The sequence below is a fragment of the Ancylomarina euxina genome (genome assembly GCF_003863355.1).
In the GTDB taxonomy this organism is placed as follows: Bacteria; Bacteroidota; Bacteroidia; order Bacteroidales; family Marinifilaceae; genus Ancylomarina; species Ancylomarina euxinus.
Genome location: NZ_QQWG01000013.1, coordinates 1 through 14,938 on the forward strand (window position 1 = coordinate 1; position 14,938 = coordinate 14,938).

Annotated in this window: 11 protein-coding genes and 1 pseudogene; 10 read left to right on the forward strand and 2 right to left on the reverse strand. The window is 36.9% G+C overall.

Features of this window, described 5'->3' with window-relative positions; genetic code table 11:
• From DWB61_RS18020 to DWB61_RS12400, 4 genes and pseudogenes are all read left to right on the forward strand, one after another.
• Positions 1–120, forward strand: a pseudogene (locus tag DWB61_RS18020) (IS30 family transposase); the annotation flags it as partial.
• A 78-nt stretch (positions 121–198) separates the two neighbouring features.
• On the forward strand, positions 199–1,641 hold the full coding sequence (locus DWB61_RS12390) for an NAD(P)(+) transhydrogenase (Re/Si-specific) subunit beta (protein ID WP_225423389.1): 1,443 nt from the start codon (positions 199–201) through the stop codon (positions 1,639–1,641).
• Positions 1,642–1,679: 38 nt separating this feature from the next.
• Positions 1,680–2,132: a DsrE family protein gene (locus tag DWB61_RS12395; RefSeq protein WP_225423390.1), complete on the forward strand. Its 453-nt coding sequence runs from the start codon at positions 1,680–1,682 to the stop codon at positions 2,130–2,132.
• Positions 2,133–2,295: 163 nt separating this feature from the next.
• Entirely contained in the window at positions 2,296–4,203 is a 1,908-nt protein-coding gene (locus tag DWB61_RS12400) for a S9 family peptidase (RefSeq protein WP_125031225.1), read from the forward strand.
• Positions 4,204–4,284: 81 nt separating this feature from the next.
• Here DWB61_RS12400 and DWB61_RS12405 read toward each other — a convergent pair whose 3' ends face one another.
• Positions 4,285–5,928, reverse strand: a complete 1,644-nt coding sequence (locus DWB61_RS12405; protein WP_191984781.1) for an AMP-binding protein — start codon at positions 5,926–5,928, stop codon at positions 4,285–4,287.
• A gap of 359 nt (positions 5,929–6,287) precedes the next feature.
• Here DWB61_RS12405 and DWB61_RS12410 point away from each other — a divergent pair, with 359 nt between their 5' ends.
• From DWB61_RS12410 to DWB61_RS12420, 3 genes are all read left to right on the forward strand, one after another.
• Positions 6,288–7,919: an amidase gene (locus DWB61_RS12410; protein ID WP_125031227.1), complete on the forward strand. Its 1,632-nt coding sequence runs from the start codon at positions 6,288–6,290 to the stop codon at positions 7,917–7,919.
• A gap of 82 nt (positions 7,920–8,001) precedes the next feature.
• Complete coding sequence (locus DWB61_RS12415) at positions 8,002–8,397, forward strand: hypothetical protein (protein ID WP_125031228.1); 396 nt, start codon at positions 8,002–8,004, stop codon at positions 8,395–8,397.
• 231 nt (positions 8,398–8,628) lie between these two features.
• The gene (locus DWB61_RS12420; RefSeq protein WP_125031229.1) at positions 8,629–9,090 is read left to right on the forward strand and encodes a PaaI family thioesterase; all 462 of its coding nucleotides are present in this window, start codon (positions 8,629–8,631) and stop codon (positions 9,088–9,090) included.
• Positions 9,091–9,141: 51 nt separating this feature from the next.
• On the opposite strand, the gene DWB61_RS12425 is transcribed toward DWB61_RS12420, so the two are convergent.
• Positions 9,142–9,738, reverse strand: coding sequence for a rubredoxin-like domain-containing protein (locus DWB61_RS12425; protein ID WP_125031230.1), 597 nt, complete (start codon positions 9,736–9,738; stop codon positions 9,142–9,144).
• A 277-nt stretch (positions 9,739–10,015) separates the two neighbouring features.
• On the opposite strand from DWB61_RS12425, the gene DWB61_RS12430 reads away from it, so the two are divergent.
• From DWB61_RS12430 to DWB61_RS12440, 3 genes are all read left to right on the forward strand, one after another.
• Complete coding sequence (locus tag DWB61_RS12430) at positions 10,016–10,579, forward strand: NAD(P)H-dependent oxidoreductase (protein ID WP_125031231.1); 564 nt, start codon at positions 10,016–10,018, stop codon at positions 10,577–10,579.
• Between the two features lie 171 nt (positions 10,580–10,750).
• Positions 10,751–11,464, forward strand: a complete 714-nt coding sequence (locus DWB61_RS12435) for an SDR family NAD(P)-dependent oxidoreductase (protein WP_125031232.1) — start codon at positions 10,751–10,753, stop codon at positions 11,462–11,464.
• A gap of 151 nt (positions 11,465–11,615) precedes the next feature.
• Positions 11,616–14,870: a S41 family peptidase gene (locus DWB61_RS12440; protein WP_125031233.1), complete on the forward strand. Its 3,255-nt coding sequence runs from the start codon at positions 11,616–11,618 to the stop codon at positions 14,868–14,870.
• Positions 14,871–14,938 lie beyond the last annotated feature (68 nt).

Sequence of the window (14,938 nt, forward strand, 5' to 3'; positions counted from 1 at the left end):
AAAGTCAAATGGGTGCAAGATAAATTAAACAACAGACCTAGAAAGCGTCTAAATTATCTTACCCCAAATGAAATGTATAATATTATTGTTAATAATAAAATAGTTGCATTAGCGGCTTGAATTCAGCATCATAAAATCATGGTAAGTTACATCTGACCAATAAGAAATAAATATGAACAGATGAAAAATTAAGAATATATGGAACAAATAATAGGAACTATAAATGGGATTGATTTCACTCTGGGTGAAACAATTCTCGAACTAAGTTATTTAATTTCAGCCCTTCTTTTTGTTGTAGGTCTTAAATTGTTAAGCCATCCAGAAACGGCTCGTCGAGGTAATTTTTATGCAGGTGGTGGTATGGTTTTAGCCATGATCACAACCTTACTTTTGCATAAAGATACTGGAGGAAACGGTATTTCATTGACTAATGTCTGGATTATTTTATCAGCCATAACCATGGGTTCAGTTATGGGTTGGATTGTTGCACGTCGTGTGAAAATGACAGCTATGCCACAATTGGTTTCCTTATTTAATGCATCTGGTGGTGCTGCTTCGGCATTGGTTGCCTTGCTCGAATTTCCCAATGCAGATATGAATAATCTGGGTTCAGTCTTGGTTACCATTCTGGGTTTGATTATCGGTTCGGTTGCCTTTAGTGGCTCTATGATTGCCTATGGGAAATTGGATGGTAAGGTGAAAGATATCTTTTCAGGAATCATGACATATATAAATTTGTTGTTATTAGTAGTGGTCGTGGTCCTTTCGGTATATATCATGATTTCAGGCCAAACACCTGAGCAATTGAACTGGGTAATCTATTTATTACTGGGCGTTTCTCTTTTATATGGTATCATGTTTGTGATGCCGATTGGTGGAGCCGATATGCCGGTTGTTATTTCTTTGCTAAATAGTTTTACGGGAATTGCAGCTGCAATGGCAGGTTTTATCTACAACAATCAGGCAATGATTTTGGGTGGTATTCTTGTGGGAGCTGCTGGTACAATTTTAACACTACTGATGTGTAAGGCCATGAATCGTTCTTTATTGAATGTGATTATTGGTTCCTTTGGAGGTGGTGGCACTTCAGCTGCTAATCAGGAAGGTGGCGATATGAAGGAAATCAGTTTGAGTGATGCATCTATCTTGTTGTCTTATTCAAAGTCAGTAGTGATTGTTCCTGGTTATGGTTTGGCTGTTGCACAAGCACAACATGTTTGTCATGAGTTGGAAGAACTTTTGAGTGGGAAAGGCGTGAATGTTCGTTTTGCTATTCACCCTGTTGCTGGTCGTATGCCCGGACATATGAATGTATTGTTAGCTGAGGCTGATGTGCCATACAATCAGTTGGTCGAAATGGAAAATATCAATCCAGACATGCCAAATACAGATGTCGTGATGGTTATTGGAGCTAACGATGTCGTCAATCCTGCAGCATTGAATGACCCTTCTAGTCCCATTGCAGGTATGCCAATTATCAATGCCCACCTTGCTAAAAATATCATTGTTATGAAACGTGGACGAGGTAAAGGCTATGCAGGTATTGAAAATGAATTATTCTTCGGAGAAAAGACTCGTTTGCTTTTTGGAAATGCAAAAGACAGTTTGCAGAACTTGGTCAATGAAATAAAGAGTTTGTAATAGCGATAAAATCAATTGTATCATTAAGATTTAAAAAGATGAGACATAAATTTATATTGACTGTATTGATGAGTATGCTCTTATCAGTACCCATGTTAAAAGCTTCGGAAGGGAATCTTAAGAATGATGAAGTAAAAAATAAAACTGAAATGAGTGAAGCAGATAAGTTAGTTGTGGTTTGGACGAGTGGCGATAAGGATGTTGCCATGAAGATGGTATTTATGTATACGTATAATGCCAAGAAACAAGCTTGGTGGGACGATGTAACGCTTTTGGTTTGGGGGCCTTCTTCAAAACTTCTTTCTCAGGATAAAGATTTGCAAGATTACGTGAAGAAAATGATGGAATCAGGTGTGCATGTTATGGCATGTAAAGCTTGCGCCGATGAGTATGGAGTCGCTGATCAATTGATAGAACTTGGTATAACTGTCAAATATGCAGGACAAGACCTAACAGAATTCATTAAGGAACGAAAGGTTGTTACTTTTTAGAAGTAAAAACATAAAAATAAAAGCTCCTGAAATTCTTTGTTTTAGGAGCTTCTTGCATTTCAGTAATTCATTATGTCATATAATGCGTGGATTTTATTGATTAATAAATATTATTGTTGTAATTTCAAGAGTCAACTATTTATTCATCAATAAATTAGAAATAATGAGAATCAGTACAACGTATTTGTGTGTTCCTGTGTTGGCCATCTTTATCTTTGCCTGCACAGCTATAGAAACCAAAGTGGAAAGACCTCTTAAAATTGCTCTTGAAGACTTTTTTAAGAACCCACAAAAAACCTCTTATCGAATTTCTCCGGAAGGTACCAAGTTTTCGTACCGGGCTCCATTTGAAGATCGTATGAATATTTTTATTCAGGAAATTGGCAGTCAGGAAGCGGTTCAGATAACTTTTGAAAAAGATAGAGATATTGCGGCCTATTTTTGGGCTAATGATAATCGTATTCTGTATTTAAAGGATAGTGGCGGTGACGAAAACTTCAAGTTGTATGGTGTTGATATTGATGGAAAGAATCAGGTCTGTTTTACCGATTTTGAAAAAGTTCGTACGGGTATTATTGATCGTTTAGATGCGATACCTGATGAGATTATTATTTCAATGAATAAAAGAGATCCTAGAGTTTTTGACCCTTATCGATTGAATATTGTAACTGGTGAGTTAACGATGCTTTATAAAAATCCTGGGAATATTTCAGGTTGGATGACGGATCATGAAGGCAAATTGCGTGTTGCAACAGCAGTTACTGATATGATCAATACAACTGTTCTTTATCGTGAAACTGAAAAGGATGAGTTTAAGCCAATTATTACGACTAGTTTTAAGGAGACCATGTCTCCTCATTTTTTCACCTTCGACAACAAGAAATTGTACGCTAGCTCAAATCTTGGAAGAGATAAGATGGAAATCGTCATTTTTGATCCTGCTACAGGTAAAGAAACTGAAACCCTATTTGCTAACGATATGGTTGATGTAGAAAGCTTGTCGTATTCAAAAAAACGTAAAGTGCTCACTATGGCAGAATACACGACCGATATGGTCAATTTTAAATTTTTTGATAAGGAGAGTGAGGACATGTATAATCGTGTGAAAAGCGAATTATCAGCTTATGACTGTTATTTTACTAGCACCAATAAGGATGAGGACAAGTTTTTGATTCGTACTTATAGTGATAAATCTTTGGGAGCCTATTACTTTTACGATAAAAATACGGATGAACTAACACTCATCAACGCCGTTAGTCCATGGATGGATGAATCTCAGATGGCGGCTATGAAACCGATTAAATATACCAGTAGAGATGGGAAAACCATTCATGGTTATTTGACTCTACCTATTGGACTTGATGCTAAAAATCTGCCTTTGGTTGTTAATCCTCATGGAGGCCCATGGGCGAGAGATCGTTGGGGATTTAATCCAGAGATTCAATTTTTGGCTAATCGGGGCTATGCTGTCCTTCAGATGAATTTTAGAGGTTCTACGGGTTACGGTCGTGAGTTCTGGGAATCCTCATTTAAACAGTGGGGACAAAAGATGCAAGATGATATTACGGATGCCGTACAATGGGCAATTACCGAAGGTTATGCCGATAAAGATCGTATCGCTATTTATGGTGGCAGTTATGGTGGTTATGCAACTTTAGCCGGTTTAGCATTTACCCCAGACTTATACAAGTGTGGGGTTGATTATGTGGGAGTGAGTAATATGTTTACTTTTATGAATACCATACCTCCCTATTGGGAGCCATACCGTCAGATGTTTTATGAGATGGCTGGTGATCCAGTTAAAGACAGTGTGATGATGGCTAAAATATCTCCAGCTCTTCATGCTGATAAAATTAAGGCTCCTTTGTTTGTGGCACAGGGAGCGAATGATCCAAGAGTTAACCTCGCAGAATCTGATCAAATGGTTGCAGCCATGAAAGCCCGCGGGATTAATGTGGAGTATATGGTAAAAGATAATGAGGGACATGGTTTTAGAAATCAGGAAAACCGATTTGAATTTTACAGAGCCATGGAGAAATTTTTAAATGCTAATATGATGAATCAAGAATAAGATCAGTAGGATAAAATGTAAATGCCCAAACTTGCAAGTTTGGGCATTTATATATCATTTGATTTTAATGATTGTATACCTTTAGTAATATAAGAATCGTTTGATCTTGTGGGTAGCCGTTTTCTGAAAGGGATCTACCTGGGCAATCACCAGTTGAAGTTGTGAGAACTTATTAACTCTAGAATTAACGTAAATCTGTAATTCTTCTAATAATTCATCCACTTGCTGATCAACGTAATCTTCAACCTCTCTTTTAAGGTGCTTGTATTGTTGTTCTAATTCCTCATAGTTAAAATAGACCATAGCGACTAATTTGCCTTTTTGTTCTACTACAACAGATTCAACCACATGCTTAAAGTTGTTGATAAGTGATTCAATGGCTTCAGGGTAGATATTTTCTCCGCTGGCACCAACAATCATATTCTTTAATCGGCTTTCAATATAGAGGTAATTGTTTTTGTCCATTCTAGCCAGATCACCTGTTTTAAACCAGCCATCCTCGGTAAGCACTTCTTTTGTTTTTTCATGATCTTTATAATAACCCATCATCACATTATCACCTTTTGCCCAAACTTCACCAATTTGAGTTTGTGGATCAGGATTATTGATTTTAAGTTCAACGCCTTGCAGAGCAGGACCTGTAGAACGATATTTCGTGTGATTCACACCAATACCAGCTAATAGGGGAGAACTTTCTGTCAGACCATAACCAATGGCATAAGGGAATTTAGCTTCTCGTAAAAACAATTCGACTTGGTCGTTTAATTTGGCACCACCAATACCAAAGAATGTTAATTCGCCTCCGAATGTTTCCATCAGCTTTTTTCCAGCAATGGCATTCAGCTTTTTGCGGAAAAAAGGAATTTTATATAGATTTCTGGTTATGGCTTTACTATTAATAGAAGGTAAAATCTTACTTCTGTAGATTTTTTCAATAATCAGAGGAACCGAGAACATGATCGTCGGTTTCACGTCTTTTAAGGCCGAAATTAATAGAGAAGGAACTGGCGTTTTTCCAAGATAATAGATACAGGATCCAGCAAGCATAGGAATCACAAAACCCAAGGTGTTTTCGTAGGTATGCGAAAGAGGCAAAATTGAAAGAAAACGATCTCTTTCATCTATAGGATGAAGCTTTCTGGCACTTGTTGCATTGGAACAAATGTTCTTATGCGAAAGCATTACACCTTTCGAGCTACCCGTTGTTCCCGAAGTATAAATAATGGCAGCCATATCATCCTCACAGACTTTATATGATTTTTCAGCTTGAGCGGATAAATCAAATTGTGCTGAGCTTTCAGTTTGATTGATTAATTCAAAGTTCTCAATTCCAATAGTGAACTGTAAGCTATCAATATTGATAGTATCTAATTTTGAAGTTAAGCCTTTTGATACCAAAATGGCTTTTGCCTCAGAATGCTGCAAAATGTTTTCAACCTCGAATACCGTAAAATCAGGTAAGATAGGTACAACAACAGCTCCCATAAAAGTCGTTGCGTAATAAGCAATACCCCAATTGGGCATATTGGTACTCAAAATTGCAATTTTATCCCCAGCTTGAATACCTAGTTTCTCGTAGAATGCTATTAAAGCTTTTATATTGGTATCAAGTTCATTATATGTAAGAGGTTCTTGACCAACAAGTGCCATCGCATTTGAAGATCCAAATTTCGCTACAGTTTTTGAAAAAATTGCAGGAAATGTTAAGTTTTTATATTGTGTCATCATTGTCAGTTTAAAGGGTGTTTGTCTAGCTATTTTGCCCATGAAATAACAAACACGGTATGCAATTTACTTAAAATCTAAGATTCAACCTTATTTTATTTTAAATGCTTTGGATTTGTTATGCTAATAAACCCAAATCTTAAGTCTGTATAAATCCCTAATAACTTATACGATATGACTTTCCAATCGTTTCATGAATTGAGGTTTTTGTTTTAATTTGATTATGGAAATAAATCAATAAATCGACCTTATTTTAATATATTTAATGGCTTCTAGTGAAATAAGATTCATTAGATCTACGATTGTTAATTCAGTATTTCATATTAAAAGCCTGTTTAGTTTAATAAATTTTTAATCCTATGAAACGTCGCCATTTTCTTTCATTAACAGCCTTGGGAACAAGCCTAATTTCAAGTTTTGGATTATTGGCATGCCAAGTAAAGCCCTCCGAAGAAAAAGATCAAATTCAAGTTAATTTTAATGAATTCCCCTTTAATGAATTCCCCTTTAATGAGAGTGGAATAAATGAATTGCAGGAGATGATGCAGACAGGTAAACTAAGTGCTGAAGAATTGGTAAAAGCTTATCTGAATAGAATTAATCAAATAGACAAAAAGGGACCTGCTATTAATGCAGTTATTGAGATAAATACGGAGGCCTTGGCTTTGGCTAGAGAGTTAGATTTGGAGCGAAAAGTCGGAAAGAGTAGAGGCCCCCTTCATGGTATACCTATTATGCTTAAGGATAATATCGATACGGGAGATAAGATGATGACAAGTGCTGGCTCTCTGGCTTTGGAAGGTAATTTTGCTGAAGAAGACGCTTTTGTAGTAAAGCAGTTGAGAAATGCAGGGGCTATTATATTAGGGAAAACGAATCTAAGTGAATGGGCAAATTTCAGGAGTACACGTTCTTCAAGTGGTTGGAGTGGGCGAGGAGGCCAGACTCATAACCCCTATGTTTTAGATCGCTCTCCCTGCGGATCGAGTTCTGGTTCTGCTGTAGCTGTTGCAGCTAATTTATGTGTGGCGGCCTTGGGAACTGAAACGGATGGGTCGGTTGTTTGTCCTTCAGGAGTAAATGGAGTTGTTGGTATTAAGCCGAGTTTGGGTTTGGTGAGTAGAACAGGTATCATTCCCATTGCTCATTCACAAGATACGGCTGGCCCCATGGCTAAGACAGTAAAAGATGCAGCAATACTATTAACAGTTATGTTGGGACAAGATGAGAATGACTCAATTACAATGAATCCGAATAATAGATCAATCAATTATGCGGAAGGACTGCATATTGATGCACTAAAAGGGGCTAAAGTTGGTGTCGTTAGAGAATTTTTTGGATTCCATAGTGAGGTTGATAAAGTGATGGAAAAGGCGCTTGATGACCTGAAAAGTGCGGGTGCTGAATTGATAGATATCCAACTGGAAAATATCAATCAATATGGGGATGATGAATATGAAGTTCTTCTTTATGAGTTCAAAGATGGCTTGAATAAGTATTTATCTAAGTGCAAAGGGTTAAAAGTAACATCTTTAGAAGATATTATTCAGTTTAACGAAAAGCATAAAGAACTTGAAATGCCATGGTTCGATCAGGAAATCATGCATTTAGCACAGCAGAAGGGAGACCTGAATGATAAAGCCTATTTAAGTGCTTTAAAGAAATGTAAGGATTTAGCAGGGAAAAAAGGAATAGATGCAACGCTCAAAAAGCATAAGTTAGATGTTCTAGTAGCTCCAACCAATGGCCCTGCCTGGAATATTGATTTGGTAAATGGTGATCATTTTGGCGGCGGAAGTTCTGCACCTGCTGCAGTATCAGGTTATCCTAATGTTACTGTACCTGCAGGTTATGTCCACGCCTTGCCTATAGGTTTGTCTTTCTTTGCGGAATCTTTTTCTGAGCAGAAAATCATTCGTTACGCTTATGCATATGAGCAGGCTACAAAGCATCGAAAAGCACCAGAGTTCTATACCTCACCTGGATTATAAAGCTGACTTATTGGTTTAAACGCAACCAACTTCAAGTAAATACGTCTAACATACATATTGTCAACCTAAAAATGTGAGTGATATGAAAAGAATATTCTTAATAGTGCTCTTTGTTGGTCTGTTATTTTCTTGCTCCGATGATGAAAAAGAACAGCTGTTTGTCGCTGAAATAATTGGAAGTTGGGATTGGGTCGAATCTACTGGAGGCATTGATGGACGGACTGAGACTCCTGCTTCAACAGGAAATGAAATTGTTGTTGAGTTTTGGGGCGCTAGCTATAAAAAGTATGTGAATGATGAACTTGTTGAAGAAATGACCTATAAACTAGAAGAAGGTGAATCGATGATATTTGGTAAAAAGACAGTGCAAATTATCTATCAAAATGGATGGAAACAATCTATAGAACGTTGCGATACGAAACTCATATTGCACGATGAATGCTCAGACTGTTTTCGAAATGAATACAATAGGAAATAGAATTGTTATAACAAACATATTGCTGATTATTGTTTTTGTATGTAATTTAAATTATTCCAAACCTCTTTATAAGATGCTAAACGCTCAGGTTATTTGATCGTTTGGGCTTTTTTTAATGAAATAAGTAACTCTAAGAGTAATTTAATAATCATATCAATATTTAAAATGATTTGCCTATTTTAAAGAATTATTTTGATTTTCAGATTGTAATGAATAGATAAAATTTAACCTATGAAAGGCATACAAGATTATTACCCCGACCATTTTGGACAGTGTTATGGTTGTGGTCGTCTGAATGAGCAAGGCTACCAACTAAAAACGTCTTGGGATGGGGATGAAACTTTGAGTGTATTTACTCCGTCAGAATACCATACAGCAATTCCTGGTTCAGTGTATGGAGGTCTCTTGGCTTCACTTATTGATTGCCATGGTACAGGTTCTGCCGCTTTGGCTTTGGCTAAGGAAAAGGGGATCGAGCTGAAAGAATATAATGCACCCCGTTGTGTGACAGGATCACTTCAAGTTTCCTACAAAAAGCCGACACCCATCGATAGTGATCTTGAAATAAGAGGTGTGATTAAGGAAGTAAAAGGTAAAAAAGTAACAGTGGATATTCGCCTTTTCTCAAAAGGAGAAGTGCGTGTAACAGGTGAGGTGATTGCCATTCAGGTTCCTGATGATTTTGGAAAATAATGTGAATCGATATATCAGAGAGGCCTTACAATTTGTAAGGCCTCTCTTTATTTATGAGTCAATAGTTTGCTTGGTTTTGACTTTTGCTTTTCGGAATATATATTTCCCAGGTAATATAACGGTTAGTAGTCGTTTGCCTATTAAACCCAGAATAACAGCAAGGGCTAAACCTATAAAGCTAATGAGAAGGAACCATACTTTCTGTCCTTCGATATTCTTCATAAGGAAAAGTGCCATAGAAACTACAATAATGAGTACACCAAAGATGAGTTTATTTCGAAGTAAGGGCGGTTTTAAACTTTTAAATCGAGTTATACCATCTATAATACCTGTTATAAAAGCTAGTAGCATACATAATGGGAGTAGAGCAATGCAAAATTTGATGACAACTGCAGATTCCGTGTAATAGAAATTGGGAAATAGCAATTGGTTGAGTAATAGAAGAGGTATGAGTGCCATAAAACTTTGAGAGAGGTGAATGGCTATGGGGTGTAAATCAAGATTCAAGAGCATTAATCGGTTCAGTGATACTTTTTCTCTGTAAGGTTCAAACACTTTATGCGGAAGTCCGCAAGCTGGACAAACATCGCCAAGCTTATCTTTTTCCATGACATAGCCACAGGGACGACAACGTACAAGTTCTTTCATAATTAGTGGTTTTTGTTTACAAGCTTAAGGTATAATTAATTGTTCAATAATAGTTGAATTATATTGTGGGGATTTTGTTGGTAGTGAGTGTTTTAATTCAATCTATTTTAAAAGAAATCTCTTTTAAGGATTTATTAACAATAGAAATGTGTCGATTTGTTCAAATTCTATGTAGTTTTAAGATATAAACATCCGAAAACCTCAAGCTCTGTTTTTGTGTTGAGATTGATTTAAGGTTTGTTTAGTGAATTTTTTAGATCCATTAAATACATATAAAATGAAGCACCTAATTATTTACAGTCACTTTAATCCAGATAGTTTTACAAAAGCAGTAACAGATAAGTTATTTGATACGGCTAAAGCCAAAGGGCACGAAATAAAAATGATTGATTTGTATGCAGATCAATTCGACCCAGTTTTAAAGGCATCAGATATACAGACTGAAATTGAAACACCAAAAAATATCCTTGCCTATCAGGAATTAATAAAGTGGGCTGATCATTACAGTGTTATTTATCCTTTATGGTGGGGGCAAATGCCAGCTATTTTGAAAGGTTTTATTGATCGTGTTTTTGCAAATGGAGTGGCTTTTCAATATGGACCAGAGGGACCCAAAGGCTTATTAGGTGGACGTTCTGCTAGAGTTATTATTAATACAGGAACACCTGATATCTATTACGAACAAACTGGAATGCATAAGGCTCAGGTGAGGGTGAATGATGCGGGTGTTTTTGGTTTTTGTGGCATAGATACCCAAATAACTTTCTTTGGAGATGTGGCTATGGGAAGTGATGACCTACGAAAATCTTATTTGGAGCAGGTTCCTGTTCTCGTACCATAGTTTATTGACGAAATTGATTGATGAGCAAGTGAGGCCTATGGTTTTGCTTGCTCATTTATTTTCAGATCAAGCTTGCTTCTTGTTCAAAAAATCATCTTTCACCGCATATAAATTTTTAACTTTATAATATCTGAAAATTTTATAAGTGAATTGGTTTAAAATGACATGTAGATGAAAAAAGTGATTATAATTGGTGCAACCTCTGGTATTGGCAAGGAACTTGCTAAATTATTTATGTGTAACAATTATAAAGTAGGTTTAACAGGTTTACATACAAATGGCATTGAGGAATTAATACAGAATCATCCAGAGCATTTAGAAATCAGATATTTTGACTGTACTAAGGAGAGTAGCTCTGAAAGAATATCAGAATTAGTCTCTTTACTGGGGGGACTGGATTTATTAATCTTTAGTGCAGGCATAGGTCATTTAAATGGTAATCCGGGTTTCGAGGTCGAAAACCGTGCTAATAAATTGAATGTAATGGCTTTTACTGAGATAGCCGATTGGTCTTATCGTTTTTTCGAAAAACAAGGCAAGGGACATTTTGTTACCATCAGTTCAGTAGCAGGCCTGCGTGGGTATAGGGTTGCACCAGCCTATCATGCAGCAAAATCCTATCAAATAAGCTATTTGGAGGCCTTAAAACAAAAAGCTTACCGATCTAGAAAATCCATTTATATAACCGATATACGTCCTGGCTTTGTTGAAACAGAAATGTCAGCGGGGAAAAGACAATTTTGGCTTGTGAGCAAAGAAAAGGCTGCTAAGCAAATATATAGTCTTATAAAAAGAAAAAAGGGCATGGGATATATCTCCAGACGTTGGCAAATAGTAGCAATTGTTATGAAGTTATTACCTCGATGGATTCATAAAAGGATGTAAATAGCGAATACCTTATCTCTTGAATAAAGATCTTATTTCCATAATTAATTAAGCTTATTCTCTTTCTGTAAGATAATTGATTTTGTAGCTTTGAGCTTTATACTGTACATATATAATCTGATTATATCTTAACACAAACATATAGAAGACAATGCAAAAAAAGAATCTGAAAATTGCTGCACTCTTTCTCATTATTATGGGCATGATTGGCAGTGTGAGTGCACAAAAAGATGCTCGCTTGATGCGATATCCCGATGTGAATAAAAATTTAATTGCTTTTGTATATGCTGGCGATATTTGGTCGGTGGATGCAAAAGGTGGTGATGCGACTCGATTAACGTCTCATAAGGGCATGGAGCTGTTTCCAAAAATTTCTCCTGATGGGCAATGGATTGCTTTTTCAGGTGAATATTCTGGAAGTCGTCAGGTTTATGTGATGCCAGCGGCTGGTGGGACACCACGCCAGTTGACCTATTACAATTCGGTTGGTTTAATGCCACCTCGTGGTGGATTCGATAATGTGGTACTGGATTGGACACCTGATAGTCAGTCAATTTTAGTGCGTATGAACCGGACACCTTTTGGGGAAAGAATTGGAACTTATTATAAGGTGAGTTTAAATGGAGGTTTAGAGCAGCCATTGCAGATTCCAGAAGGTGGAATGGGCGTTTTTTCTCCTGACGCTAAAAAAATGTGTTTCGCACCAATTGGACGTGAATTCCGTACTTGGAAACGCTATAAGGGTGGACGTGCAGCCGACCTTTGGATTTATAATCTGGAGAATGATCAATCGGAGCGTATTACTAAATTTGTAGGATCAGATCAGATTCCTTCCTGGTATAAGGATGCGATTTATTTTGCTTCCGATCGTGATTTGAAGTTGAATATCTATAAGTATGATATTCCAACTAGAAAGATTACTCAGATGACCTACCACAAGACTTTTGATGTGATGTGGCCTTCAGGTGAGAATGGACAACTTGTTTATGAAAATGGAGGACAACTGTTTAAGTTGAACCTCGAAACGGGTAAAGAAGAGCGTGTTATTGTTAACATTCATTTCGATAATCCGAATATTCTGCCTTATTATAAGAATGTGAAGGATTTTGTTCAGGGCTCTGCCGTTTCTCCTTCGGGTAAGCGTGCTTTACTCGATGCCCGTGGTGATATTTTCTCAGTTCCAGCTAAGAATGGACCTAGCATCAACTTAACTCAAACTCAGGGCGTACGCGAAACAGCACCAACTTGGTCACCTGATGGTAAATATATTTCTTATTATTCTGATGCAACAGGTGAGTACGAGATCTATTTACTTGAAAATAAAAAAGGAGCTAAAGCGAAGCAAATCACTTCTGGATCATCAGCTTGGATGTACGATGCTAAATGGTCTGACAACAGTAAATATCTACTCTTTTTTGATCGTAGCTTGAAACTGAAGTATCTTGATATTGAAAGTGGAAAAGTCAAAGTGGTGGATACGGCTAATCGTAACGAAATTACTGAGTATAACTTTTCGCCAGATTCGGAGTGGATAACCTATTCAAAAGAAAGTCAAAATAGCCAATCTGCTATTTGGGTTTACAATTTAAAGAATGGTAAGAATTTCCAGTTGACAAATGATACATTTAGTGACTCAGAACCCGTTTTCTCTAAAGATGGTAATTTCATCTTCTTCTTATCCAATCGTAATTTCAATTTGAACTTCTCAAGCTTTGAATTCAATTATTTGTATAATAAAGCAACTCGTATTTATGCGATATCTTTAAAGGATAATGGTCCGAAATTATTTGCTTTGAAAAACGATATTGAAGAAGTAAAAGTTGAAGACAAAAAGAAAGATAAGAAAGGGGAATCAAAGTCTGACTTCAAGATTGAGATTGATTTGGATGGTATTTCAGATCGTATTTCAGTTTTCCCTATGTCATCAGGAGACTATGGTAATTTAACTGCTGTTGATGGTGGAATCCTTTATGCAAGCAATAGAGAGTTGCACCTTTATACCATTGAAAAGGAAAAGGATGAGATTATTTTAGATCGAGTTTCTGATTATTCACTTTCGGGTAATGGTAAGAAAATCATGTATCGTTATGATTCTGCCTATGGAATAATTGATATTAATGCGGGGCAGAAAGTGGGAGATGGACAATTGAATTTGGATGATTTGGAAATGAAAATCGATCCTAAGAAAGAATGGAACCAAATCTATACCGATGGTTGGAGAATCTTCCGTGACTATTACTATGTTGCCAATATGCAAGGAATTGATTGGGCTCAAATTAAAGCCAAATACAATCAGTTGATACCATACGTAAGCCATCGTGCAGATTTGGATTATATTATTGGCGAAATTATTTCGGAGACCAATACAGGTCATGCCTATGTGAATTATGGTGACTTTGAAAAAGTGAAGCCATTGGAAACAGGACTGTTGGGAGCAAAGATTGAGGCTGATACTAAAACTGGAAAGTATATCATTTCTAAGATCTATCAGGGTGAAAATTGGACTCCAAACCGCAGATCACCTTTAACAGAACAAGGGGTGAATGTGAAAGAAGGGGATTACCTTTTGAGCATTGATGGACATGATTTGAGTCTGGAAGTAAACCCTTACTTGTATTTGGAGAATACGGTTGATAAAATGATTGAAATTACCGTGAATTCTAGGCCAAGTTTAGAAGGAGCAAAAACTTACACCATTACGCCTATCGCTTCTGAACTGGAGTTGATGTATTTAAACTGGGTGAACGAGCGTCGTGAGATGGTGAACCAATTATCTGATGGTAAAATCGGTTATATCCACGTGCCTAACACAGCTGTAGAAGGGAATCGTGAGTTGCACCGAGGCATGTATGCCTATCACGACAAGCAAGCTTTGATTATTGATGACCGCTATAATGGTGGAGGATTTATCCCTGATCATATGGCAGATTTATTGGATCGTAATGTGCTTTCGTATTGGCATCGTAGAGGTTTAGAACCGACTCAAACTCCAGGTATTGCTCATGATGGACCAAAAGCCATGCTGATTAATCATTATTCTTCTTCAGGAGGTGATGCATTCCCATACTATTTCAGAAAGAAAGGACTAGGTAAACTGATTGGTACGCGTACCTGGGGTGGACTTGTTGGTATGTCGGGTAATGCAGGTCTTGTTGACGGTGGTTATATCGCGGTACCTCGTTTTGGTATTTTCGATGAAAACCAGAAGTGGATTATCGAAGGTATTGGTGTTTACCCTGATGTTGAGGTTTACGACGAGCCTCATAAGGTGGCAAAAGGTATCGATCCTTCTATTCAGAAAGCTGTAGAAATGCTTTTGAAAGAACTAAAAGAGAAGCCAAGTAAGAAGGTGAGTGCGCCTAAAGATCCGAATCGTTCTAAATGGATTGAAGAGGATGTGAAGTAAGCATAAGCTAAAAATTACATTTAAGGCTGTTTCAAAGTGATTCCAATTGGATTTTCTTTGAGACAGCC

Bases quoted from the DNA above. Each gene is read 5' to 3' on its own strand.
- DWB61_RS12420 (WP_125031229.1), top strand. From the start codon at position 8,629: ATGAAAGGCATACAAGATTATTACCCCGACCATTTTGGACAGTGTTAT.
- DWB61_RS12395 (WP_225423390.1), top strand. From the start codon at position 1,680: ATGAGACATAAATTTATATTGACTGTATTGATGAGTATGCTCTTATCA.
- DWB61_RS12400 (WP_125031225.1), top strand. From the start codon at position 2,296: ATGAGAATCAGTACAACGTATTTGTGTGTTCCTGTGTTGGCCATCTTT.
- DWB61_RS12435 (WP_125031232.1), top strand. From the start codon at position 10,751: ATGAAAAAAGTGATTATAATTGGTGCAACCTCTGGTATTGGCAAGGAA.
- DWB61_RS12440 (WP_125031233.1), top strand. From the start codon at position 11,616: ATGCAAAAAAAGAATCTGAAAATTGCTGCACTCTTTCTCATTATTATG.
- DWB61_RS12405 (WP_191984781.1), bottom strand. From the start codon at position 5,928: ATGACACAATATAAAAACTTAACATTTCCTGCAATTTTTTCAAAAACT.
- DWB61_RS12430 (WP_125031231.1), top strand. From the start codon at position 10,016: ATGAAGCACCTAATTATTTACAGTCACTTTAATCCAGATAGTTTTACA.
- DWB61_RS12390 (WP_225423389.1), top strand. From the start codon at position 199: ATGGAACAAATAATAGGAACTATAAATGGGATTGATTTCACTCTGGGT.
- DWB61_RS12410 (WP_125031227.1), top strand. From the start codon at position 6,288: ATGAAACGTCGCCATTTTCTTTCATTAACAGCCTTGGGAACAAGCCTA.
- DWB61_RS12415 (WP_125031228.1), top strand. From the start codon at position 8,002: ATGAAAAGAATATTCTTAATAGTGCTCTTTGTTGGTCTGTTATTTTCT.
- DWB61_RS12425 (WP_125031230.1), bottom strand. From the start codon at position 9,738: ATGAAAGAACTTGTACGTTGTCGTCCCTGTGGCTATGTCATGGAAAAA.